Source organism: Mesorhizobium sp. BR1-1-16 (genome assembly GCF_020165495.1).
In the GTDB taxonomy this organism is placed as follows: Bacteria; Pseudomonadota; Alphaproteobacteria; order Rhizobiales; family Kaistiaceae; genus Kaistia.
In genome coordinates this window covers 108,197-133,702 of the sequence record NZ_JAIUIE010000005.1, presented here as the reverse complement: position 1 = coordinate 133,702, position 25,506 = coordinate 108,197, and the positions used below count along the sequence as shown (strand labels likewise).

Here is a 25,506-nt window from a genome sequence, read left to right as displayed (position 1 = left end):
CGAGGCGCCCTATCCCTTGGTCCCGCCTGCGGTCATCCCGGTGACCAGGAACCGCTGCGCGAACATGAAGACGATCAGGACTGGGGCGACGGCGATCAGCGTGGCGAGCGCGAGCGCCGACAGCGAAATCGTCGTCGATGCTGCATTGGTAGGGTTGAAGGCCGGCACGTTGGACAAGAGTTCCGCCAGGCCGACCTGGATCGGCGATTTGCGGCCCGGCAGCGTCACATAGGGCAGGAAATAGTTGTTCCAGTTGCTCGTGAAGCTGAAGAAGCCGACGAGGGCGATGACTGGCGTCGCCAGCGGCATCGCAACCTTCAGGAAAACCTGGAATTCGTTGGCGCCGTCGATCCGCGCGGCGTCGAGAAGATCGCGCGAGATCGCTGTCGAGAAATAGATGTAGGTCAGATAGACGCCGAACGGAAAGAAAGAGAACGGCAGGATCGCAGCCAGCGGATTGCCGATCAGGCGCACGGCGCTGAGCTCGAGAAAGATCGGCAGCACCAGCGCCGTGCTGGGGATCAGCATCACGACCAGCGTGACTGCCAACAAGGTCTTGCGACCGCGGAATTCGATCAGCGCCAGCGCGTAGCCGGCAGGAATGCTGATGGCGAGTGTGATCGCCAGAGCCGCGAGGCAGTAGAAGGCCGAATTGGCGAGCCAGACCCACAGCAGACCGCGCTGGAAGGCGAGCAGGCTGGTCCAGTTGTCGACGAGCGTTGAAAGGGTGCCGATCGAAAACGGCGCATCGAGCAGCAGCTCACGATCCGTCTTTGTCGGCGCAAGCAGCAGCCAGGCGAGCGGCACGATGAAGAAGAGCGCGAATGCGGTGAGGACGAGTGTGGCCAGGACTCGGCCAAGCCACGAGCCCGGCGAGGGCGGCGCCGCGTCACGGTTCCGCCGGCTGTGATCATGTCCGCTCAAAGAGCCCTCCCCGGAAGACGAAGGCCACGCTCAGCACAAGCGCCACGAGCAGCAGCATCAATGAGATCGCCGCCGAACCGTTGAAGTCGCTCTGCTTGAAGGCATAGAGGAAAGCGAGCTGGTTGAGCGAATAGTCCTGCGAGACCACGCCGCGGCTCGCTTGAGCCAGCACGCGGGGTTCGACGAAGAGCTGCGTGCCGCCGGCGAAGGACAGGATCACCATGTAGGAGATCCATTTGCGCAGCAGCGGGATCTGGATCGACCAGGCGATGCGGATCGGTCCGGCGCCATCGATGCGCGCGGCCTCGATGACCTCGCGGCTGATATTGTTGAGCGCTCCGTACATCACCACGATCCAGCCTCCGGCACCGGTCCAGAACGCGATGACGGCGAGCACGACCGGAAGGCGATCGGCCTGTACGGCTTCCACGAATGAGTTCAGTCCGAGCCCGTGCAGGATGAAGGCGACCGGGCTGACGGTCGGGTCGAGCACGAACAGCCACAGCATGACGCTCGAGGCTCCGGCGACGGCACCGGGGATATAGAAGAGAAAGCGAACCGTGGTGGAGAGCCAGCGGACCCCGATGGCATGCACGATCACGGCGAGGAGCACGACGAGCACGACGAGGCTGACGAGCCAGACGGCGAGGTACAGCCCGACATGCTCGACGGCCGGTAGGAAACGGTAGTCCTTGAAAACCTTGACGAAGTTGGTGATGCCGGCAAAGGCCCCGCGCTTCGTGAAGGCGAGGAAGATCGTATAGATCAGCGGCAGCAGACCGAAGGCCAGCAGGAACAGCGTATAGGGGCCGACGAACAGCCAAGCGACGCGGGACTGTGCCGCCTCCGCGTGCCCCGTTCGTCCGGGCGACCGTCCGCCCCTTGCGGGGCGGGCGGGGATTTCCGGGTTGGTGGTCAATTGTCCGTTTCCGAGAAGCGAGACGCCATCAGTTGACGGTGTAGCCGACGACCTGCGCCTCGTTCTGCATCTCCTTCTGCCAGTCGGCAGCGACATCGGAGATGGACTTGCCGGCGGCCAGAGCGGGGGTGATCACCTTTGCCCAGGCGGTCTCAGGCGAGAAGTTCGGATAGGCCCAGCCGTCCCAGACGGTGGAGGCCGCAGTCGAGACCGCGTTCTTGAAGTCGCCGACGTAAAAGCCGGCCGATGCCTGCTTGTCGAGCCACTTCGCCGCCGCAGCCTGGTAGGCCGGCAGCCCGCCGGTTCCGGCGGTCTCGTCATTGGTGATGACGAATTCAAGGAAGGTCTTCACCGCGTCGGGATTTTGCGTGTGGCTCGAAGCGTACCAGACGCCGCCACCGACATTGCCCGTCACCTTGTCACCCTTTTCCCAGTAGAGCGGCGGGGCGGCGCCCCAGGTGCCCGGCTTGGCGTTCACCGACGAAGGGTTCTGGAAGATGGCGCCGGAATACCAGGCGGGGCCGGGGATCGCGACCAGATGATCGGCCTTGGCGGCGAACGGCGCGCTGAAGACGCTCTCCTGCGTCACGGTGCCGTTCTTGAGCATATGGTCGAGCAGCGCTGTGACCTTGGCGGCATTCGGGTCGTCGACATTCGAGACGAATTCGTCGCCCTTCACCTGGAAGATCGGGGCCTGGCCGCTCCAGTAATAGATATAAGGCCCCTCGAAGGCGTCGCCGATCGAGCCGAGGAAATAGCCGGGATGATCCTTGGCCAGCTTGTCGCCGAGCGCCTGATAGTCCTCCCAGGTCTTGGGAATGTCATAGCCGAATTGATCGAGCAGCGGCTTGTTGTACCAGAACAGCACCGGTGCCAGGTCGTTGCGGAGGCCATAGACATTGCCATCGATGGTCACGGGGTCGAGCGCGCCCGGCGTGAAGCCATCGAGGAAGGACTGGTCGAGGATGTCCTTGTTGAGGGCGGCGGCGAAGGCCTGCACCCCGTTGGTTTCCTTAGCCGCCCAGGCGGCGTCGTTGTTCTGGGTCGAGAACACCACGTCAGGCCAGCCCTCGCCGGCCTGATCGGCAAGCCCGATCTTGGTCTGGAAGGTGCCCGATGCTCCCGAGGAGCCGTCGTCCACCACCATGTTGACCTTGATCTCCGGGTGAGCCTTCTGGAAGACCTCGACCGCCGGCTGACGGGTTGCGTCGACCCATACGGTGATCTCTTTGCTGGCGTCCGCGGCCATGGCCGGACCGGCAACCAGCCCTGTAGCGAGCAGCAAGGCTATGCGCAGTGTCTTCATCGTGTCCTCCTATCGCGATTGTTTGCGGCCGACCGATTGTTGTTGGGGTTCGACCTACGGTGCCTCGAGGCGAAGCCTCGGATTGTGGGGCGCGGCGCCGAGTTCGGCGCGTGGCAGTACATTTGGCCGCGCCCATTCGCGACGCGCCGCCTCCGACAGGACGAGGCCATGCCCGGGACGATCGGGGGCGTAGATCCAGCCGTCGCGGATCTCCATGGGCTGCTCGACCAAATGATCGAAGTTCTGGAACGAGTATTCGAGCCATTCCACTTCGGGCAGGGCGCAGGCCATATGCACGCCGACTTCGAGGAAGGTATTTCCCAGCGTGACGGGGATGCCCATCTCGGCAGCCAGCCAGCCGATGCGCATCACATCGGTGACTTGTCCATGCACGTTGAGAATGTCGGTGCCGCCGGCCAGCATCAGCTGGCGCTTTCCGGCGGCATCGAGATATTCGCCCGAATTGATGAGCGTCCATGGCGCGCTTTCGCGCAGCAGCCGCAGACCCTCGAAGTCGTTTCGAAGGATGGGATCCTCGACCCAAAGCAGATCGTAGCCGGCGCGCCGGATCGCTTCGAGCTTGACCACGGCCTCCTTGGCGCCCCAGGCCTCGTTGGAATCGATCATGATCTGTGCGCCAGGACGGACCGCTCCGGCGAGGAGCCGAAGCCGTGCGAGATCGCGATCGAAATCGGGGTGGCCGACCTTGATCTTGAAGGCATTGTAGCCGAGCGAATCGGCATGGGCGAACAAGGCCTCGAACTCGGAATCGCTTAGATGATAGTCGAGGCCCGACGCGTAGGCGCGGACACGGCTGCGACGACTGCCGAGGAACTGGTGCAGCGGCAGGTCAACCTGCTTGGAGGCGAGGTCCCAGAGCGCGACCTGCAGAGCCTCGTGAAATGGCAGTGTGTAGGCGCGCTGGTTGCCGCCGCGGGGACGATGAACCCGGTGGATCAGCGCCATCGGCTCCTGTCCCACAAGTGCCGGCCACGCTTCGTCCTCGAAGACGCGCCGGATCTCATCCTGATCCGGCAGGGGATGAAACAGGGTCTGGATGAATCCAAGACCCTTCAGACCGCTGTCGGTGCAAAGTTCCAGAGCAGCGATATTGACAGTGTCGGTGCGTACCTGACTGTCGCCGATCACGCGATCGCGTGCGAACTGGAAGCGGGTTATCTCAAAGGAGGCGAGCCGGGTATTGATCGACATTATGCGCTCATTGATATATCAAACATCAGTTGTACTAGACCAGTAACGGGGGCGACGGAAGAGGGTGGCAAACAAAAATCCGCGAAAGACAGTCGCGGCCCCGGGTGAAGGTTCGCGGCTCAGCGACGTCGCGTATGCCCGCATCCTCGAGACGCTCTTCGAACGCCGCATTCCTGCCGGCGCGTTCGTCTCCCAGTCCGATCTCGTGGAGCTCACGGGCGTCCCGGTAGGCCCGCTACGAGATGCCCTGCGCGTGCTCGAAGGCGAGGGTGTGGTGACCATCCACCCGCGCACGGGCATCCAGTTCGTGAAGCCGGGGATGGAGCTGACGCGCTCGACGTACCAGTTCCGGGGCATCATCGAGTCCGCGGCGGTGGCGACCTTCGCCGATACCGCATCTGACGCGGACATTGCGGAGCTCGAGTCGCGTCATCTCAAGGTCATCGCGCAGATAGAGACGGAAGGCTTTGCGCCTGCATTCGTCGCGGAGCTCGAGGCGCTGGAGAATCTGCTGCATGGCTCCATTGTCGCCAGTCTCGACAATGTCCTGATCGATTCAAGCTATCGCCGTGTCCGCAATTATCTGCGCTTGCTGCGGCTGGACCGGCGGATGACAGGACCACTGGTCTTGCGCTCGCTGCGCGAGCACGCCGCGATCCTCGATGCGTGCAGACGTCGCAACCCGGCCGAGGCGGTCGCGGCGCTGCAGGCGCATTTTTCAGCCGCCCTGCAACGAAGCCTCGGCCTTTATTGAGCCTCGCCTGAGGGGAGGCCGGTCCGTCCGTCGCGCATTGCGAACAAGGACGCCTCGGCCGCCCCCGCGCGCTTTAGCCCTTCACCGATCCGCTTGTCAGGCCGGAGAGGATGAAGCGCTGGCCGGCAAGATAGACGACGATGACGGGAACGACGGTCAGCAGGATGTCGGCGGAGACCAGGTTCCAGCTTTGCTGGTACTGGCCGAAGAAATTGTAGACGGAGAGTGTCATCGGCCAGTTTGCGCTGCTGCTGAGGTAGTAGAGCGGGAAGAGGAAGTCGTTCCACGTGCCGAGGAAATTGAGGATTCCCACGGTCACCAGTACGGGGGTCAGCAGCGGCAGGATGATGCGGAAGAACAGCTGGAACGGGCCACAGCCGTCGATGATCGCGGCCTCGTCCAGTTCGCGCGGAATCGATTCCACAAAGCCATAGATGAGGAACACGGCAAACGGCACCTGCATGGCGGAATAAAGTACAACCATGCCCGTCCTGGTGTTTATGAGATGTGTCACCTGCATGATCGTGGTGAGCGTGAAGAAGTTGATCGGCAGCGCGATGCCCATGATCAGGAAGAGATAGAGGAAACGGTTCATCCTGGTGCGCCGCCGCGACAGGACGAATGCGGCCATGGCGGCGATGAACGTTCCGATGATCGTCGACAGCGACGAATAGAGAACGCTGTTGATGAAGCCGCTCGCCAGTTTGCCCTTTTCGATGGCGACGAGGAAATTCTCCCAATTGAGCTCAGTCGGGAATTCGAGCCCCATCGAACTCGCCTGCGCCCGCGACTTGAGCGCGTTGACGCCGATGAGATAGACCGGGACGAACATGATCAGGCTGGCCGCGATTGCCAGGATGTGAGCTCCCGCAGCTTGCAGTCTCCCGCCCTGCATCACGATGCTTCCTCTTTGTTTCGGTCGCGTTCGAGCAGGCGGATGACGAAGTAGCCGGCCACAAGCAGGATGACGAACAGAATGCTCGACACGGCAGTGCCGAGGCCATACTGGCCCTTGGAAAACGCCTTAAAGATCTCCGTCGAGATGACCTCGGTCGCGTAGCCCGGCCCGCCATTGGTCAAGGCGTAGACGATGTCGAAAACGCGCAGGCCATAGAGGACATTCAAGACCGTGACGACCATGATCGCCGGCATCAGCAGCGGCAGCGTGATATACCGGAAGCGGGACCAGGCATTGGCGCCGTCGATCTGCGCCGCCTCATAGTAATCCCTCGGAATGGTCTGCAGGCCGGCCAACAGGATGACCATGATATAGCCGATGCCCTTCCAGGTATCGACGGCCACGACCGACAGCATCGCGATATGCGGATCGACCAGCCAGCGCAGCGCCAGAGCATCGAGGCCGACGAAGCGCAAAACGTTGTTGAGCAGGCCCGTGGCGGGATTGAGGATGGAACGAAAGATCAGCGCGACCACAAGGGTCGGCAGGATCGCCGGCAGATAGATCAGGACGCGATAGAGATTGACGAAGCGGCGCACCCCTTCATTCAGGAGCAGCGCGAGGCCGAGGCCGAAGACCGTCTTGAGTACGATCGTCAATCCGGTGAAGACGAGCGTGTTCCAGATATAGGTCAGATATCTCTCACTGGGCGAGAATATCTTCTGAAAGTTCTGCCAGCCGACATAGTTTATTTCGTCGGAATAGCTGCTCCAGTCGGTGAACGAATAAGCAATGCCCGAGATGCTTGGTATGATGAAAAATATGATATAAAGCGCAATGGCAGGCAGAACAAAATAGACGGGGTATCGGCTACTGCTCACTGTCTCCACCTGTCCTCGATAACCAGTTCAGCCCCAGCCGGCCAAGCAGGCTGGGGCCATTCTTCGATCAACAGCGCCCGGGGCTATTTCCAGGCGGGATCGCGAGCGGCGGCGGCGAGTTCGCTGCGCCGCTTGTCCACGCTGTCGAGAACGTCGTCGGGCGACATCGCTTCGGTGACGAGCGCCGTGATGTCCTTGCCCATGTCCATCCACTGCGGAACCACATAGGTGACCGCCGTCTGATAAACCGTGCCGCGATTGTCCTTATAGGCCTCCATGAAGGCCTTCTGCGCAGGGCTGAACTTGTCCTTGACGTTCGGGAACGGCATCGTCAGGGCTTCCGGCGCGTTGTCGAGAAAGAACTGGATGTTCTCAGGGCGCGTCAGGAAGTCGAAATACTTCTTGGCCTCGGCGATATGCGGCGAATTCTTGTAGATCAGCATCGTCGGGCCGGCCGGATTGACGTTCAGGATCTGATTGTCGCTGAGCGGCATCACGAAGAAGCCGACGTCATCGGGGTTGAAGTCGGGATAGTCGCGCTTGACCGCCATCGGGAAGGCCAGGGGTGCCACCACCATGGCCGCGGCACCGGTGCCGAGCATCTTTGTGTTGTCGGCCCAGCTGTCCGAGAGGGCATTTGGACCCATGCAGCCGAGGTCGTAGAGTTCCTTGAACTGTGTCAGGTTTGCGCGCATGGCCTCGTTGCCCGCGAATGTCGCCTTGTTGGCGTTCAATTCGGCGGCGAGTCCAGGCTGCAACTGCTCGTAACGCGGGCCGACTTCGGCGAACCAGAGCACGTGGTGCCAACCATTCGAAAACGGCTCGAAGATCGGCTGGATGCCGTTATCGAGCAGGGTCTTGCAGGTGCCCTTCAGGTCCTCATAGGTCTTGGGGACCGTGAGGCCGTATTTGGCGAAGATGGGCTTGCTGTAGTTCACCACCCAGACGAGGCCGAGCGAATCCCAGAATGTGAGGCCGTAGAGCTTGCCGTTGACGGTTGCCTGGGCAGCGACCAGCGGATCCTCCAGCTTGGCCCACGCTTCCCCGGAAAGATCGACGGCATTCTTCTCCACATTGTAGTTCAGGAATTCGGTGCCGCCGCTCTGGCTTCCGAAGATGTCCGGACCTTCGCCGGAATTGAGCTTCGCCTTGAGGACACTCGCATACTGGTCCGCCGGGACGATCTGGGTGTCGATCGTGATCCCCGTCTCCTGCTTGAACTTCTCGGCGAGCGCCTGATGGGCGTCGAGAGACCAGCCCTGGCTGGTGAGATAGGTCAGCGTGACCGGCTCCTGCGCCTGGCCAGGGGCCGTGGCGAGCGCGGCCATGGCCACCGCCAGCCCGCCCGCGAGAACATGTTTCCTCATATCCATCTCTCCTCCGTGCGCCCGCTCGGGCTTGGCGGGATGATATAGGAGAGATCCATTCAAGCAAGACTAGTCGATCAATCCGGCGGGATGATCGATTTAATTCGATAGATGATCTTTCAAAGGCGATGCTGAAAACGGCTTGGTGAGGGCTGCGGCGGGGTGTTCAGCGCTCGTCACCTCAAGCGCGATAGACGCCGAGGCTGCGCTGCAATGCGGCCGAGAAATGGGCCCGCATGGCGGCTATCGCGGCTGTTGGCTTACGCTGGCGGGTCGCCTTGAGGACCTCGACATGTTCCCGCAGGGAATGCAGGACCAGCTTCGGTGTGAGCCGCCGCTCCAGCCGAAGCAGGCGGACATAGTTGTCGATGCGGCGATAGCTTGAATCGATCAGCCTGTTCTCGAGGCTGGCCACGATGGTGCCGTGAAAGAGCTGTTCGAGGCGCTCCACCTCATCGATGACCGCATCGGTCAGCCCGTCCCGTTCGAGCTGGTCCATGACCTCGCGGTGTCGCTCGATCAGGGCATCGACCTCTGTATCCGATACCGACGCGATGAACGCCTCGAGGGCCGCGATCTCGATCAACTCACGGAATTGATAGGTCGACCGCGCAAGCTCGAGGCCCGGCTTCACGAATTGGATCCCGGTCCGCGGATGGATCGTGACGACGCCTTCGACTTCGAGGATGCGAAGCGCGTCACGCAGCGGGCCGGTCTGGATCCCCGTCAGCGCCACCAGATCTGCCTGCGAAACGAAAGCGCCTGCCGGCAGCCGACGCTCAAACAGAACCTGTAGGATGCGCGCATAGGCGACATCGCTCAGGAGGCGCCCGTTTCCGGCTTCCTGCGCCGTCTTGCGCGGAATCTTACCGCCCACCTCTTGATCCCCACGACAAGGCTGGTCTAGTAGAACCATCCATTTGATATATCATCCCATCGAGATGGTCGAGCATAATGCGCAACACGACAGCCCCTGCCGTTGGCGCTTGTGATTCCGGCGACCGCCGGCAAGACGGCCGTTCATCCATATTGAGCCGAACTGCGCTGGTCGAGGGCGTTCTCGGACGCGAGGTGCTTGACTGTCAGTGCGGGGCTCGGCCCGCGCCACTTTCTCCCGACCTGCCCTAGCGGCAGTTCTGTTCCCTTCCGCCCGAACCACGCCATGGAGTGCGACTTGACCTCAGCGTCGAACAGCAGCGCCGGCCGCCGGCCCGATCTTTCAGAAGCTTTTCCCGATGGACAGCTCCAGGTAATCGCATTGGGCGACCGTGCGTTCCGGGTTCGCTTCCAGCCATCCGGCGGCGACGACCACGTGCCGCCGAGCAACATCCTGTTCGACAGCCCGCCACCAGCGGGTCTGTCGACATTCCGCGGGGACGGTGTTGTCGGTCTTGCCCTGCCCTTCATAAAATGCGAGCTCGACACGGCCTCCGGCCGGTTGCGGTTCTTCGATAGCGAAGGCCGGCTGCTCCTGGCCGAAGCCGTCGCGGGGCGCGACCTCAGCGAGAGCCGCCTCGGCGACGAGATCGTATATATCGCCGAACAGCGCTTCGAATCTCCCGCCGACGAGCGGATCTATGGCACAGGCTGTTTCCAGGACGGTGCCCTCGACATTCGCCGCTTGCCGCGCCGGTTGACCCAGGTCAACAGCCAGATCAGCCTGCCATTCATCCTGTCGAGCCGCGGCTATGGACTGCTCTGGCACAACCGAGGCATGGCCGAATTCAACATGCCGGCCAATCGGTTGGCACTGGCTGAGGTTTCGAAGGGCGGCTCGCAGGTCGACAATGTCACCACCATCTCGGGCAACGCCGAGGTGACCCGTCGTCTCGCGACCTTCGAAGGCACGCTGACCGTCGAGACCGGCGGCCGGCATGCCTTCCTCCTCGATATCGGCCGCAAGATGGGATCGCGCTACCGGGTCGACATTGACGGCGTCACCTGTGTCGACTTCACCAATCTCTGGCTGCCGCCGACGATGAGCTTCTTCGCCGATCTCGCCCCGGGCGAGCACCGCGTGACGGTCGAGGCGAACGACACCGATGCGCCGTCGCTTTTCTTCGGCCCCGCGGCGGATCAGACGGTGTGGCGCGCGCCCGTCGCCGATGCGATCGACTATATCGTCATCGCCGGACCGGCCGCCGGCGACGTCATGGGCACTTATCGCGACCTGCTCGGCGCGACGCCGGTGCTGCCGCGCTACGCCTATGGCTATGTTCATTGTCGCGAGCGCTTTCATTCCACGGACGAGATCATCGAGACGCTTGATGAGTTCCGCCGGCGCCGTCTCCCTGTCGACGTCATGGTCCAGGACTGGCAGTACTGGGGCAAGCATGGCTGGAACGCGATGCGCTTCGACGAGGACCACTATCCGGATCCGGCGTTCCTCGTTCGTGAACTGCACAATCGTCAGGCCCGCCTGATGCTGTCGGTCTGGTCGCGTGTCGGCCGCGATACCGAACTCGGCAAGGAGATCGCGCGGCGCGGCTTCTATATTCCCGATACCGAATGGGTCGATTTCTTCAATCCCGAGGCCGTCGCGTTCTACTGCGCCTCGCAGGAGGAAGGGCTAGGACAATATGGGGTCGACGCGTGGTGGCAGGACGCGACCGAACCGGAGAATGACGATCTCGACGGCCGGATGACCGCCGCGGGTCGTGGCGAGCGTATCCGCCTCATTTATCCGCTGCAGGTGACCAGGGCGGTCTGGGAGTCACGGCGGGCGATCGTTCCAGACGAGCGGGCGATGATCCTCACGCGCTGCGCCTTCCTCGGACAGCAGCGGTATGGCGCGGTCACATGGTCGGGCGATGTCGGCCACGACTGGGAGACGCTGAAGCGGCAGATTCCGGCCGGCCTCAACATGGCGGCGGCCGGCTATCCCTACTGGACCGTCGATGCGGGCGGCTTCTTTCGGCCTGGCGACGGCCAATACACCGATCCCGCCTATCAGGAGCGATTCCTGCGCTGGTTCCAGTACGCGACCTTCCTGCCGATGCTGCGCGTGCACGGCTACCAGACGAACACCGAGTTCTGGCGCTATGGCGAGGACGTGGAGACGGTCTCGCGCCAGTATCTCGAACTGCGCTACCGGCTGCTACCCTATATCTATGCCATGGCAGCCGAGACGTCGCGCACCGGCGTGCCCTTGATGCGACCGCTGGTCTTCGATTTCGCGCATGATCCGCGCGCGCTCGACCAGGCGCACAGCTACATGTTCGGCCGTGCTCTGCATGTCGCGCCGGTCTTCGAGCCCGGTGTCGACGAATGGTCCGTTTACCTGCCGGAAAGCGAGGGCGGATGGTTCGATCTGTGGACGGGCGAGCGGAGGGCCGGCGGGCAGGAGCATCTCGTTCCGACGCCGCTCGACAGGATCCCGCTGCATGGCAGGGCAGGAAGCATTCTTCCCGTCGGGCCGGTGCTGCAGTCGACCGCCGATGCCGGAAACGACACGATCGATCTCTATGTCTTCCCGGGACGCGATGCGACGCTTGATCTCTATGAGGATCAGGGGCTCGACAATGGCTATGAGACCGGGTCGTCCTCGATCATCCCCCTGACATGGGACGACAAGGCCGGCCAACTCACGGTTGGCGAGCGTCGCGGCAGCTTTCCGGGCATGCATGGCGAGCGACGCTTCGTCGTGCACCGCGTTGGGCCAGGCGTGTCGCCGATGACCGCCGACAGCGGCCAGGCGGTCAGCTATTCGGGCGCAGCGGTCCACGTACAGGTCCGATGATCCCCCGGCGGGGCGTCCGAGCTGAACAGGCGAACGACGCCCCACCGCTACGCTCACGGCCAGATGAAGAGCTTGCCAGCCGGCGCGCGCCGGCCGGCCCGGCGCTGCGCGGGCCGAGATCGCCGCTCGACTAAGGCGAGATCGACGATCGGGGTCAGTACCAACGGTATCGCGCTACCGCCGCTTAGGGCGGCGCGAAATCGCGCCCCATCGTCGTCGATGGCCCCTCGATTACCGGCCGCAGGTGCGCCCCAATCCTGCCGTGCAACCGTCTACCACTTTCGAATACAAACCCTTGGTCTCACCAAGGGCATCGCTGATTCCAGGTGGCGCCGGCCATCCTCGCCAAGCTTTCATCTCACTCGACGCCTGCCCATTGCTCGATCATGCCGCCTCGATCTCAACCAAGTCGTCGTTGGTATAAAATATTGATTATACTGGCTTTTTCGATATCGACGAATGAGCTTTCAGCCTTGGCCAGCAAGTGATGAAAGCGGCAACGTCGAATTTGAAAGACCGTTCGCTGTCCGCTGGCGGTGCCGCTTCAGGCAATGTCTGTTGCGTAATCGCCACAGTGCCAAACTATGCCACCGTTGTGATGCAATTCGTCCAGCCTACCACTTTCGGTTAAGATGCAATCAGAGATAGGCTCGCCGCTGCCGTACCGAACATCACCGTCCGCCTCTCAATTAGGCATCGTCGGGTGCTGGGTAGTCAGCGGCTGATTGGATGCGTGGGGGGATGGAATGGTGGATTCTGCACGGGCGAAAAGCGTTGTCTCGAGTGTGGCGCCGAGAACTGGTCGGCTAGCCGATTCTCGGGCCCGGCTTTTATGCTCGACGGGCATTGCCACCACATTCGCGCTTGCCTTGATGATCGGCGGCGCCGGGCCGGCCCGCGCGGACAAAACCTACAGCAGCAGTGTCGCCACGACGACGGGCAATCGCCTCACATCGCCGGCCGGCCTGCAGTTGGGCACCGTGACCGTGACCGTCAACAGCGGGGTCTCGGTGACGGGGGCTGGCGCGGGTGTTCAGGGTGGAACCCTGGCGCCGATCGCCGCCTTCAAGAACAACGGCTCGGTGACGAGCACGATTTCCGGCCAGAACGGCGTCGATGTCCTTGGCGCAACGCTCGGCTCGGCTACCTATACGGGCGGATCGGGCTCGACCGTCACGGGCGCCAATACGGGCATCAATGCCGTCGGCACCAGCGCATCCGTCACGATCAACGGCGCGCTCGGCGGCACCACGACCGTCAGGGGCAACAATGGCGATGGCATCAGCGTCCGTTCGACTGTGCCCGTCATCGGTTCAGCAAATGTCACGACGACAAATACTGTCGTCGTTGGCTCAAACAACGGAATCCGGCTCAATGGCGCCATCAACAGCGCCAATCTGACGGGCGGATCCGTTACCGGTACGACCGGCGACGGAATCCTGTCCGATGGTGGCGCTCTGGACGTCAGCACCTCCATCACGACCAACGGGACCAACGTTACCGGTGGCCAGAACGGCATCAGCGCTCTCAGTGCGACGAACACGCTCAATCTGACGGGCGGGACCGTGACCGGCACCGCTGGCAGCGGCATCGTCGCCAACGGCCTCATCAACAATGTCACCACCAACGGAACGACCGTTGTCGGCGGGACTAACGGCATCGATGCGCTTGTCGGCGTGAGCACTGTCAAGCTGACGGGCGGGTCGGTCACGGGCACGACCGGCAGCGGCATCAATGTCAGCGGCGTCTCCGCCAACATCACGACAGACGGAACCGACATCACGGGCGGCCAGAACGGCATCAATGCCCTCAGCACGTCCAACACGCTGAATCTCAAGGGCGGCACTGTGACCGGCACCGCCGGTGACGGCATTGTCACCAACGGCCTCCTCAACAACGTCACCACCAATGGAACGACCGTTGTCGGCGGCAGCAACGGCATCAACGCGCTCGGCGGGACCAATACGTTCGACCTGACGGGTGGCTCGGTCACGGGCACGACCGGCAACGGCATCAATGTGAATGGCGTTGCTGCCGACATCACGACCCATGGGACCATTGTCACCGGCGGAGACAATGGCATCAACGCGCTCACGGTGGGCGGTGGCGCCAATGTCTACGTCAACAACGGCGCCGTGACGGGTCAATCCGGTGATGGCATCGCGGCGACCTCGACTGGGGCCCTCGGTTTCGGTGGCGCTACGAATATCACCACCACGGGCACCTCGACGGTTCTCGGCAATGAGAACGGCATCAACGCGCTGGCCCTCGGCGCCAACATGGATGCGCGGACGACGGTGAATGCCGACGGCACGTCCGTGACCGGCACCAATGGTATCGGCATTTCCGCCATCGCGGCGAGCGGCGCGCTCAGCGGCACGCCTGGCATCGCCGAGACCAACGTGACCGGCTCCGCCGATATCACCGGCAACGATGTCGGCGTGTTGGCGATTGCCGGCAGCGTGGCAGTCGACCCGACCGCGCTCGATCTCGGCTCGCTCGATATTTCCGATCCCTCGAGGCTCCCGCTTGGCAATGGCAAGGCGATCGTCGACGTCAATACGTCGGGCGACATCACCGGCACCAATGGCAGCGGCGTGATTGCGCTCGGTATCGGCAATGGCGGCAACGAGGTCAGCGTCGACACCACCGGTGGTGCCGTTGTCGGCAACAACGGCTTCGGCGTGCTCGCCGGTTCGCTTGCGACGGGGGGAACGCCCGGTACCGTCGACGTCACCACTGGCGATGTCTCCGGCAGCTATGCCGGCGTCGTCGGCTTCAACACCTACGGCAATACCAATGTCACCGCCAATGGCAAGATCTCGGGCGGCCTCGTTGGCGTCGCCGCGATCTCCAACCAGGGCGACGCAACGGCGACGCTGAACGGCGATATCGATCCGCCGCTCATCGGCATGGCCGCGCTGACGATTGGCAATGGTACGGCAACCACCAATACGGCGGCCGGCAGCACGGTCGACGCGGATGTCATCGGCGTCATCTCCGCGAATATCGGCGACGGCCGGGCCGTCGTGAACAATAATGGTGATGTCAGCTCCAGTTCGGCGACGGCGCTGCTCGGTGTCGGCGCGGTCAAGGTTGGCGACGGCAACGCCTCGGCGTTGCCAGACGTCGACGTCAAGAACACTGGGACGATCGACAATTATCTGATTGGCGTCGGGGGCCTCAGCGTTGGCGACAACAATGAGATGGTGCTGACCAACAGCGGCACCGTCTCGGCTGGACTCGTCGGTATCGGCGGTCTTGCCTATGGCGACGGCAACACCGTTTCCGCCCAGAACGAGTATTTCGGCACGGTCAATGCCGACGTTGCTGGCGTGCTCGGCGTCGGCGTCGGTGACAACAACGCCATCTCCGCTGGCAACAACGGCAATGTCACGGCCGGCCTGGTCGGCGTCGGCGGTCTTGCCGTTGGCGACGACAATTCGGTCACTGTGACGAATGACGGCTTCGGCAATGTCAACGCTGGCCTCGCCGGCGTGCTCGGCGTTGGCATCGGCGACGACAACACCATCTCGGCCACCAGCAGCGGCACAGTCACGGCTGGCCTGGTCGGCGTCGGTGCGCTCGGTGTCGGTGACGGTAATTCGGTCAGCGCGCAGAACGAGTATTTCGGCACGGTCAATGCCGACGTTGCTGGCGTGCTCGGTGTCGGCGTCGGTGACAACAATACCATTTCCGCTGGCAACAACGGCACGGTCACGGCTGGCCTCGTCGGCGTCGGCGGTCTTGCCTATGGTGACGACAGCTCCGTGACGGTGCTGAACGACAGCTATGGCAACGTCAATGCCGACCTCGCCGGTGTGATCGGCGTCGGCATCGGTGACGGCAACACGATCACCACCACCAACAGGGGCACCGTTACCGCGGGTCTCATTGGTGTCGGCGGCCTCGCCGTCGGCGATGGCGACACGGTTACGACGATCAATTCCGGCACGGTCAATGCGGACCTTGCCGGCGTGCTCGGAGTCGGCATCGGCGACGGCAACACCGTCTCGGCCACCAGCAGCGGCACGGTCACGGCCGGGCTTGTCGGCGTCGGTGCGCTCGGCGTTGGTGACGATAATTCTGTCAGCGCTCAGAACGAGTATTTCGGTACGGTCAATGCCGATATCGCCGGCGTGCTTGGCGTCGGCATTGGCGACGGCAACACCGTCTCGGCCGGTAATATCGGCAACGTCACGGCCGGCCTGGTCGGTGTTGGCGGGCTCGCCGTCGGCGACGACAACACCGTCACTGTGACGAATGACGGCTTCGGCAATGTCAACGCTGGCCTCGCCGGTGTCCTCGGCGTCGGCATCGGTGATGAGAACACGGTCACGACCACCAACAAGGGCACGGTCACCGCGGGTCTCATTGGTGTCGGCGGCCTCGCCGTCGGCGACGGCAACACAGTTACGACGATCAATTCCGGCACGGTCAATGCCGACCTTGCTGGCGTGATCGGCGTTGGCATCGGTGACAACAACACCGTCTCGGCCACCAGCAGCGGCACGGTCACGGCCGGGCTTGTCGGCGTCGGCGCGCTCGGTGTCGGTGACGATAATTCGGTCAGCGCCCAGAACGAGTATTTCGGTACGGTCAATGCCGATATCGCCGGCGTGCTTGGCGTCGGCATTGGCGACGGCAACACCGTCTCGGCCGGCAACAACGGCAATGTCACGGCCGGCCTGGTCGGCGTCGGCGGTCTTGCCGTTGGCGACGACAATTCGGTCACTGTGACGAATGACGGCTTCGGCAATGTCAACGCTGGCCTCGCCGGCGTGCTCGGCGTTGGCATCGGCGACGACAACACCATCTCGGCCACCAGCAGCGGCACAGTCACGGCTGGCCTGGTCGGCGTCGGTGCGCTCGGTGTCGGTGACGGTAATTCGGTCAGCGCGCAGAACGAGTATTTCGGCACGGTCAATGCCGACGTTGCTGGCGTGCTCGGTGTCGGCGTCGGTGACAACAATACCATTTCCGCTGGCAACAATGACACGGTCACCGCCGGCCTCGTCGGCGTCGGCGGTCTTGCCTATGGCGACGACAGCTCCGTGACGGTGCTGAACGACAGCTATGGCAACGTCAATGCCGACCTCGCCGGTGTCCTCGGCGTCGGCATCGGTGACGGCAACACGATCACCACCACCAACAGGGGCACCGTTACCGCGGGTCTCATTGGTGTCGGCGGCCTCGCCGTCGGCGACGGCAACACAGTTACGACAATCAATTCCGGCACGGTCAATGCGGACCTTGCTGGCGTGATTGGCGTTGGCATCGGCGACAACAACACCGTCTCGGCCACCAGCAGCGGCACGGTCACGGCCGGGCTTGTCGGCGTCGGTGCGCTCGGTGTCGGCGACGATAATTCGGTCAGCGCTCAGAACGAGTATTTCGGCACGGTCAATGCGGACATCGCTGGCGTGCTCGGCGTCGGCATCGGCGACGGCAACACCGTCTCGGCCGGTAATATCGGCAACGTCACGGCCGGCCTGGTCGGTGTCGGCGGCCTCGCCGTCGGCGACGGCAACTCGGTTACGACAATCAATTCCGGCACGGTCAATGCGGACCTTGCTGGCGTGATTGGCGTTGGCATCGGCGACAACAACACCGTCTCGGCCACCAGCAGCGGCACGGTCACGGCCGGGCTTGTCGGCGTCGGTGCGCTCGGTGTCGGCGACGATAATTCGGTCAGCGCTCAGAACGAGTATTTCGGCACGGTCAATGCGGACATCGCTGGCGTGCTCGGCGTCGGCATCGGCGACGGCAACACCATCTCGGCCGGTAATATCGGCAACGTCACGGCCGGCCTCGTCGGCGTCGGCGGTCTTGCCGTTGGCGACGACAATTCGGTCACGGTGACGAATGACGGCTTCGGCAATGTCAACGCTGGCCTCGCCGGTGTGATCGGCGTCGGCATCGGTGATGACAACACGGTCACGACCACCAACAAGGGCACCGTAACGGCGGGTCTCTTTGGCGTTGGCGGCCTCGCCGTCGGCGACGGCAACACGGTTACGACGACCAATTCCGGCACAGTCGATCCGGCCATCGCCGGCGTCTTCGGGATCGGCATCGGCGACAACAACACCGTCTCGGCCACCAGCAGCGGCACGGTCACGGCCGGGCTTGTCGGCGTCGGTGCGCTCGGTGTCGGCGACGATAATTCGGTCAGCGCTCAGAACGAGTATTTCGGCACGGTCAATGCGGACATCGCTGGCGTGCTTGGCGTCGGCATCGGCGACGGCAATGTTATCGATGCCGGCAACAATGGCACGGTCACAGCTGGCCTCGTCGGTGTTGGCGGTCTTGCCGTTGGTGATGACAGCCGGGTGACGGTGACGAATGACAGCTATGGCACGGTCAATGCCGGCCTCGCTGGCGTGATCGGCGTCGGCATTGGCGATGACAACTGGGTGCGCGTTGGAAACAGCGGCACGGTCACGGCCGGTCTGGTCGGCGTCGGCGGTCTCGTCGTCGGTGACGACAATGGCGTCAGCGTCAAGAATAGCGGCACGATCGACGCTGATGTTGCCGGCTTGATCGCGGTCGGTGTCGGTGATGATAACTTTGTCAGCGCCCGCAATTTCGGGACGGTCACGGCTGGTCTCGTCGGCGTCGGCGGTCTTGCCTATGGCGACGACAGCCATGTGACGGCGAACAATGCCTGGAACGGTACTGTAACGGCCGATGTCGCGGGTGTGATGGGCGTCGCCATCGGCGACGACGACACGATCGCTGTCGGGAACAGCGGTGCGGTGACGGCCGGTCTTGTCGGCGTCGGTGGTCTAGCGGTCGGCGATGACAACCGCGTCGATGCGACGAATTTCGGCACGATCAATGCTGGGGTTGCCGGTCTGATCGGCGTCGGCGTCGGCGACGACAATGTCATTGATGTCGGCAACAATGGCGCGGTCACGGCTAGCCTCTTCGGCGTCGGCGGCCTTGCCGTCGGCGATAACAGCCGGGTGACGGTGGCGAATGGCGGCGATGGCACGGTCAACGCCGGTCTCGCTGGCGTCATCGGCGTCGGTATTGGCGATGACAACCGGGTGCGCGTTGGAAACAGTGGCACGGTCACGGCCGGCCTGGTCGGCGTCGGTGGTCTTGTCGTCGGTGACGACAATAGCGTCAGCGTGAGGAACAGCGGCAGCATCGACGCGGATGTTGCCGGGTTGATCGCGGTCGGTGCCGGCGATGACAACTTTGTCAGCGCGAGCAATTTCGGCACAGTAACGGCGGGTCTCGTCGGCGTCGGCGGTCTCGCCAATGGCAACGACAGCTATGTGACGGTGAACAATGCCTGGAACGGCAGCGTGACGGCGGATGTCGCGGGCGTGATGGGCGTCGCTATCGGCGACGACAACGCGATCGATGTCCGCAACGATGGCACGGTGACGGCGGGTCTGGTCGGAGTCGGTGGCCTCGCCGTTGGCGATGACAGCACCGTCGATGTCAGGAACCACGGCACGGTCAACGCGGACATCGCTGGCGTGATCGGGGTTGCTTCTGGTGACGGCAACATCGTCGGCGTCGGCAATAACGGCGCGGTCACGGCGGGCCTTGTCGGTGTCGGCGGCTTGGTCGTAGGCGATGACAACATTGTCGAGACCAGAAACCACGGCACGGTCGATGCGGATATCGCCGGCGTGATGAGCGTTGCTATCGGCGACGACAACACGATCGGCGTCGGGAACAGCGGTGTGGTGACGGCCGGTCTTGTTGGCGTCGGCGGGCTCGCTGTTGGCGATGGCAACGCCATCGATGTGCGGAACCGCGGCGACGTCGATGCAGACACTGCCGGTGTCATCGGCATGGCCATTGGCGACGGCAATGTGATCGGCACCACCAATATTGGGACCGTGACAGCCGGCGTCGTCGGTGTCGGCGGTCTCGCCATCGGCGACGACAACTCGGTCCTGGTGCTGAATTCCAATTCAGGCGCAGTCGATGCGGGTCTTGCCGGGGTGATCGGCGTTGGCGTCGGTGACGGCAATGTCGTCGGGATCGGCAACAGCGGCACGGTGACAGCTGGCCTGGTCGGCGTTGGCGGTCTCGTCATCGGCGACGACAACATCGTCAACGCGATCAACTATGGCACGGTCGGCTCGGACGTCGCCGGAGTCCTCGCCATGGGCGCAGGCGACGACAACACGGTCGCCGCCAGCAACAGCGGTATGGTCACAGCCGGCCTCGTTGGCGTCGGCGGTATCGCTTATGGCGACGATAACCAGGTGACGGTGCTGAACGACAGTTCTGGCATGGTCAACGCCGGCGTCGCGGGTGTGATTGGCGTCGGCATCGGCGATGACAACACGGTCACCACTACCAACAAGGGCACGGTGACTGCCGGTCTCTTCGGTGTCGGTGGCCTTGCAGTCGGCAACGATAACATTGTCACGACGACGAATTACGGCACGGTTGATCCGGACATTGCTGGCGTCTTCAGCATCGGCATTGGTGACAACAACGTCATCAGCAGCACCAATAGCGGTGCGGTGACTGCGGGCCTGGTTGGCGTCGGCGGCCTCGCCGTCGGCAATGACAATTCCGTGGCCGTGCTGAACGACAGCAATGGCACGGTCAATGCGGACTTTGCCGGCGTGCTCGGCGTTGGCATCGGCGATGACAACGACCTCCAGGTCGACAACGAGGGCATGGTCGCGGCCGGTCAGATTGGTGTCGGCGGCCTTGCTGTCGGCAACGGCAACTCTGTCGATGTCACCAACGACGCGACGGTCACTGCTGGTCTTGCTGGCTTGATTGGTGTCGGCGTTGGCGATGACAGCGATATCGATGTCGTCAACAACGGCACGGTCATGGCTGGTGTTGTCGGTGTCGCCGGCGCCAGCTATGGCGACGGCAACACGGTCAATGTCACCACCACGGGCACCGTGGCGGCTGACCTCATCGGCGTCGTCGGGGCGAGTATCGGGAGCGGTGACGTCAACATCGACGTTCTCGGCTCTGTGCAGTCCGACGGGCTGGGCGTATTCGCGTTCAACGGCGGCAACGGCAACACAACCATCAATCTCGATGGCCCGATCAGCGGCCGTTCGGGTGCGGCAACGGGCAGCGACGGCGTGTCGGTGGTCAATGTCGGCGGGGCGGGCCTCGTCCAGGTGACGAGCACCGTCAACGGAACGATCGTCTCGTCGGGTGACGGCATCTCGGTCGGCAAGTCCTATGGCGACGGCGACGGCACCAACGCGGTGATCGTCGATGCGGCCGGCGCCATCACGGCGGGCGGCAATGGCATCAGCGTCGACCATCAGTCCGGCGATGGCGATCTTCTCGTGACGACGTGGGCGACGATCAATGCCGGTGCAGCCGGCGTGACCGTGTCCAAGACGGACGGAGCGGGTGACATTTCCATCGTCACCAACGCCAATGTCTACGGACAGGACGGCCTGATCGCCTATGGCGAAGCGCAGGATGGCGATGCGACCATTGCCACGGCGGCGGGAACGACGGTTTCGGCTGCCGGCACCGGCATCGCTGCGACGAAGCTGTCCGGCGGTTCTGGCATTGTCTCCGTCACCACCGGCTCGCAGAGCACAGTCGTTTCGGGCGGCACGGGTATCGTCGCGACCAACGCCGTGGGCGGGGGCAGCGACGATGCATTCGTGACGGTCGGCAGCAACGCCTCCGTCAAGGCCGGTACCGACGCCGTCTCGGTCTCCAGCGCCGATAACGCCACCGTCTCCGTCGGCAGCGGCAGCTATCTGCGTGGCGACAGCGGCGAGACCGGCACGGGCCGAGGCATCGCCATCACCAGCAGTGATGTCGCCTCCGTCAGCGTCGGCGCCAACGCCGTGGTGTCTGGCTCGGGCACGGACTGGGGCAATGCCGTGCTCTCTGTCACGAGCAACACTGCGACGAGCATCGAAATCGCTACCGGGGCGCTTGTCACCTCGTGGGCTTTCGATGGCAGCAGCCCGGCGAACAACGATCTCGCAACCGCCGCGAGCCGCATCGCCATCGACACAGATGGCGGCGCGACCACAATCAATAACTACGGCACGCTGGTCGGCCGGATCGGCCTCACCGACAACGCCGATATCTTCAACAACTACAGCTCGAATACCTGGGTCGTCGTCGGCGACAACAGCTTCGGCGGCGGTTCGGACACGCTCAACAATCCCGGGCGGATCCAGACGGCCCTCAACGGCGCTGTCGCTGAGCAGACCAACCTTTCCTCGCTGGAAAGCTTTGTGAATGGCGATCCATCCGGCGCCGGCGTCGGTCTGGTGACCCTCAGCGACGAGACGGCTGGCCAGCTTGCCTACAATGCCAACCGTGACGTCACCTATACCAGCGGGACGTTCACCGGCGTTGGAAACAGCACGCTGGCCGTCGATGCCTATCTCGCCGGTCCCGGCTCGACGTCCGATACGCTGCTGATCGGCGGCCTCGATGTGAACGGCAATCCGATCGCCGGTCAGGTGGCGTACGGAACGACGCAGATCCTGGTCAATGACGTCAATTCAGGACCCGGCGCGTTCAACCCGACGGGTATCGCAGTAGTCCAGTCCCAGAACGGTACGATCGCTCCCGGCAATTTCGTGATCGATCCCAATTCGGCCAATTATTCGAGCCGGTTTGGCGGCATCATCGACAAGGGGTTGTTCTTCTACGATCTCGCGACGGCGCCGACGGCGACCGGGACGACGCAGCTTCTTGTCGGTCTGCCGGATCAGGAAGCTCTGGAATTCCCGTCCTTCGTCACCGGTGCGCAGACGATCTGGCATGAGACCGCGGGCCTCTGGCTCGATCGCCAGGCCGACCTTCGCTCCTATTTCATCAACCCGCCTCCGGCGACGCCGGATGATGGGTCGTCCAAGCTCGGAACGGGAGCGGTCGCCGCGTCTCAGAAGAGCCTGACGCCGGGCGTATGGGCAAAGGCCGTCGGCAGCTGGATGAACCGGGACAGCAATACCGGCTACAGCGTGTTCGACAAGAACTTCGATTTCGACACGTCCTACAACCAGAACACCTATGGCTTCATGGCCGGCGCCGATATCGGCGGCAACGTCACCGACAAGTCGGCGCTGCTGTTCGGTGTCCTCGGTGGCTATGTCACCTCGCAGCTCGATTTCGGCCAGTCACCGACATCGGGCGACTACAGCGGCGGCACGGTCGGTGTCTACGGCACCTACATCAATGGCGGCTTCTTCCTCGACGGCCTCGTCAAGGCGGACTTCCTCAATCTCGACTACACCGCGCCGACGCTGTCGGGCTACGGAGCGTCGAGCGGGTCGTCCGACGTGACATCGCTCGGCTTCGTCATCGACTCGGGCTACCGCGTCCAGTGGACGCCGCAGATCTTCTTCGAGCCGGTCGCCACGCTCGCCTATGTCAATGCGAGCATCGACAATATGGCCAGCGTTTCGAACAGCGTCGTTGAGTTCAATGATGGGGAAAGCCTGCGCGGTGCCATCGGAGCTCGCTTCGGCGGACGGGTCTATGACGCCGAGAGCTACTGGATCGAAGCGTCGGCTGTCGGGCGCCTGTGGTACGAGTTCGATGGCGACAACAGCGCCACGATCCTCAACGCCGGCACGCCGTTCACGGCTACGGATAATTTCGGCGGTGCCTTCGGCGAAGTTGGCGGCAGCCTCAACCTCTTCGGCAAGGACAGCGGCTGGAGCGGCTTCCTGAACGCGGATGTGAAGTTCAGCAACGAGTTCACCTCGGGTACGACGCTGACGGGCGTGCGCTACAACTGGTAGTTCAGCGCCCCTCATGACGGCAGACAGCGGGCCGACCTTTCGAGGTTGGCCCGCCCTCCATCGACGGCGTCGTTTCCGCTCGCGACCGCCGGTCTCGCGTAAACAAGGAAGTTCAGATGCAACGCGCGCTTGGTTTCGTTCATCCGGCCCGCTTGGCCGGCGTCGCAATCGCTCTCTGTGCCGGCCTGATCGTCTCGTCGTCTTCGGCGCAGACCCCTGCGCCAAAGCCCGAGGTCAGCGCTCCCAAGCGGACGGAGACAGTGGTCTATGACAACTGGACCGTGACCTGCAACGACACCCTGTCAAAGGATGCCAAGCGCACCTGCGCGGCCAATCTCAGGATCGTCAACAACAAGACGCAGCAGAACCTGCTGGTCTGGGAGATCGGTAACGACGCGGCCGGCAAGCCGACCTTCGCGCTCCGCGTGCCGCTCGGCATCCTGACCCGGCCGGGGATCGTGCTGACGGTCGCTGGCGGCAAGCCTCACAAGATCGACTTTGTCCTTTGCGACCCGCAGGGCTGCGAAGCCGCCGGCGCGTTTGACAATGCGCTGTCCCGCGAACTGGGCGCGGCTAGCGAGGCGACCGTGACATTCGTTGCGACCACCGGGCAGGCGATCGCCCTCAAAGTGCCGCTGAAGGGCATCGCCGAAGCCGTCCCGGCTCTCCGGGACTGATCGGCGCCGACGCGCAAGGTCCGCTGTGACGGCGGACCCGCGCGTCAGAGGCTTCGGTCACGGCTGGGTGGCCACGCCCCTGGCGGGCCGCGACGCGAGTGTGCCCGCCGCGATCGCCTTGTCGTAGACAGCGTCCACCGTGCTCATATTGCCGATCGAGTCGGCGCCGCCAGTAGGCAGCGGTGTCCCTTGGTCGACCGCGGCTATGAAGGCTTCGAGCTGATAGTCATAGGTCGTTCCCCCGGCCATCGTGTGCTCGCGATAGCTGGTACCGAACCACTCGCGCAGCGAATGGCCGCGGTGCGGCAGGCAGGGATTATCCAGTTCCACTGTGCCGCTTTCGCCCTCGATGCGCAGCAATCCCCGAAATGGCGGGCTGGCGATATCGGCCACGAGGTGAGCCGTTACACGGCCGGGGAACATGAGTTCGGCCACCATGCGCTGGTCCGTGCCGAGCGGGTTTGGCTCGGCCACCGCCGAGATCACGGCGGGTTCCTCGGCCATGAAGGCGCGCAGCCAATGAACCGGATAGCACCCGAGATCCATCATAGCACCCCCGCCCTGGCCGGGATCATGGCGGATGGACTTTGGGTCGAACGGGATATCGACATGAAACTCGGCGCGGAGTGAACGGATGGCGCCGAACGCGCCGGCGTCCTTGAGCTGCAGCAGATGCAGGAAGACCGGATGATAGCGGTCGTGAAAGGCTTCGGCGAGCACGCGATCATGACGTGCGGCAGCGGCCACCATGCCCGCGGCCTCGGTCGCATTCATGGCGAGCGGCTTCTCGCAGAGGACATGCTTGCCATGCGCCAGCGCCTTCTCGGTCCATTCCGCGTGGCCGGCCGGCGGCAGGGCGTTGTAGACGATGTCGATCGCCGGATCGGCAAGCAGCGCCTCGTAGCTCTCATAGGCTGCTTCGATGCCGTGGATCTTGGCATAGGCGTCGGCCGCGCCGGGGCGGCGCGAAGCCACGGCATGGATGATCGCGTCGCTGCGGCGCCGCGCCGGGGCAATGATCGAGCGTGGCGCAATGCCGGCGGCGCCGAGAATTCCGATTCTATGCATGTCGATATCCAACGCTCATCCTTGGGGGC

13 protein-coding genes are annotated in these 25,506 nt (G+C 63.5%); 4 read left to right on the top strand and 9 right to left on the bottom strand.

The genetic code is table 11. The features are described 5' to 3' along the window. Positions 1-9 precede the first annotated feature (9 nt). From LB518_RS13215 to LB518_RS13200, 4 genes are read right to left on the bottom strand one after another with little or no spacing between them, the layout of a single operon-like run. Entirely contained in the window at positions 10-924 is a 915-nt protein-coding gene (locus LB518_RS13215) for a carbohydrate ABC transporter permease (RefSeq protein ID WP_224577980.1), read from the bottom strand. Beyond that, a complete protein-coding gene (locus tag LB518_RS13210; RefSeq protein ID WP_224577979.1) occupies positions 911-1,843 on the bottom strand; it encodes a carbohydrate ABC transporter permease in 933 nt (310 codons plus the stop codon). Before LB518_RS13210 ends, LB518_RS13215 begins: the two co-directional genes overlap by 14 nt. Positions 1,844-1,871: 28 nt before the next feature. Next, the gene (locus LB518_RS13205; RefSeq protein WP_224577978.1) at positions 1,872-3,149 is read right to left on the bottom strand and encodes an ABC transporter substrate-binding protein; all 1,278 of its coding nucleotides are present in this window, start codon (positions 3,147-3,149) and stop codon (positions 1,872-1,874) included. Between the two features lie 54 nt (positions 3,150-3,203). Next, positions 3,204-4,361 (bottom strand): mandelate racemase/muconate lactonizing enzyme family protein, encoded by a 1,158-nt coding sequence (locus tag LB518_RS13200; protein WP_224577977.1) that lies wholly within the window; start codon positions 4,359-4,361, stop codon positions 3,204-3,206. 64 nt (positions 4,362-4,425) lie between these two features. On the opposite strand from LB518_RS13200, the gene LB518_RS24845 reads away from it, so the two are divergent. Then, entirely contained in the window at positions 4,426-5,115 is a 690-nt protein-coding gene (locus tag LB518_RS24845) for a GntR family transcriptional regulator (protein ID WP_224577976.1), read from the top strand. 73 nt (positions 5,116-5,188) lie between these two features. Here LB518_RS24845 and LB518_RS13190 read toward each other — a convergent pair whose 3' ends face one another. The 4 genes from LB518_RS13190 to LB518_RS13175 all read right to left on the bottom strand — a co-directional run bounded on the left by LB518_RS13190 (position 5,189) and on the right by LB518_RS13175 (position 9,138). After that, positions 5,189-6,010: a carbohydrate ABC transporter permease gene (locus LB518_RS13190; protein WP_224577975.1), complete on the bottom strand. Its 822-nt coding sequence runs from the start codon at positions 6,008-6,010 to the stop codon at positions 5,189-5,191. Further along, positions 6,010-6,894 (bottom strand): carbohydrate ABC transporter permease, encoded by an 885-nt coding sequence (locus LB518_RS13185; protein WP_224577974.1) that lies wholly within the window; start codon positions 6,892-6,894, stop codon positions 6,010-6,012. The genes LB518_RS13190 and LB518_RS13185 overlap by 1 nt, the downstream gene beginning before the upstream one ends. An 83-nt stretch (positions 6,895-6,977) precedes the next feature. Next, entirely contained in the window at positions 6,978-8,261 is a 1,284-nt protein-coding gene (locus LB518_RS13180) for an ABC transporter substrate-binding protein (RefSeq protein ID WP_224577973.1), read from the bottom strand. A 181-nt stretch (positions 8,262-8,442) separates the two neighbouring features. Then, positions 8,443-9,138, bottom strand: a complete 696-nt coding sequence (locus LB518_RS13175; RefSeq protein WP_224577972.1) for a GntR family transcriptional regulator — start codon at positions 9,136-9,138, stop codon at positions 8,443-8,445. A 297-nt stretch (positions 9,139-9,435) separates the two neighbouring features. Here LB518_RS13175 and LB518_RS13170 point away from each other — a divergent pair, with 297 nt between their 5' ends. From LB518_RS13170 to LB518_RS13160, 3 genes are all read left to right on the top strand, one after another. Further along, the gene (locus LB518_RS13170; RefSeq protein WP_224577971.1) at positions 9,436-12,000 is read left to right on the top strand and encodes a glycoside hydrolase family 31 protein; all 2,565 of its coding nucleotides are present in this window, start codon (positions 9,436-9,438) and stop codon (positions 11,998-12,000) included. An 869-nt stretch (positions 12,001-12,869) separates the two neighbouring features. Beyond that, complete coding sequence (locus LB518_RS13165; RefSeq protein WP_224577970.1) at positions 12,870-23,732, top strand: hypothetical protein; 10,863 nt, start codon at positions 12,870-12,872, stop codon at positions 23,730-23,732. 116 nt (positions 23,733-23,848) lie between these two features. Beyond that, positions 23,849-24,409, top strand: coding sequence for an invasion associated locus B family protein (locus LB518_RS13160; RefSeq protein ID WP_224577969.1), 561 nt, complete (start codon positions 23,849-23,851; stop codon positions 24,407-24,409). Positions 24,410-24,466: 57 nt separating this feature from the next. Here the strand turns inward: LB518_RS13160 and LB518_RS13155 are convergent, their stop codons facing one another. Further along, the gene (locus LB518_RS13155; protein WP_224577968.1) at positions 24,467-25,477 is read right to left on the bottom strand and encodes a Gfo/Idh/MocA family protein; all 1,011 of its coding nucleotides are present in this window, start codon (positions 25,475-25,477) and stop codon (positions 24,467-24,469) included. Positions 25,478-25,506: the final 29 nt, after the last annotated feature.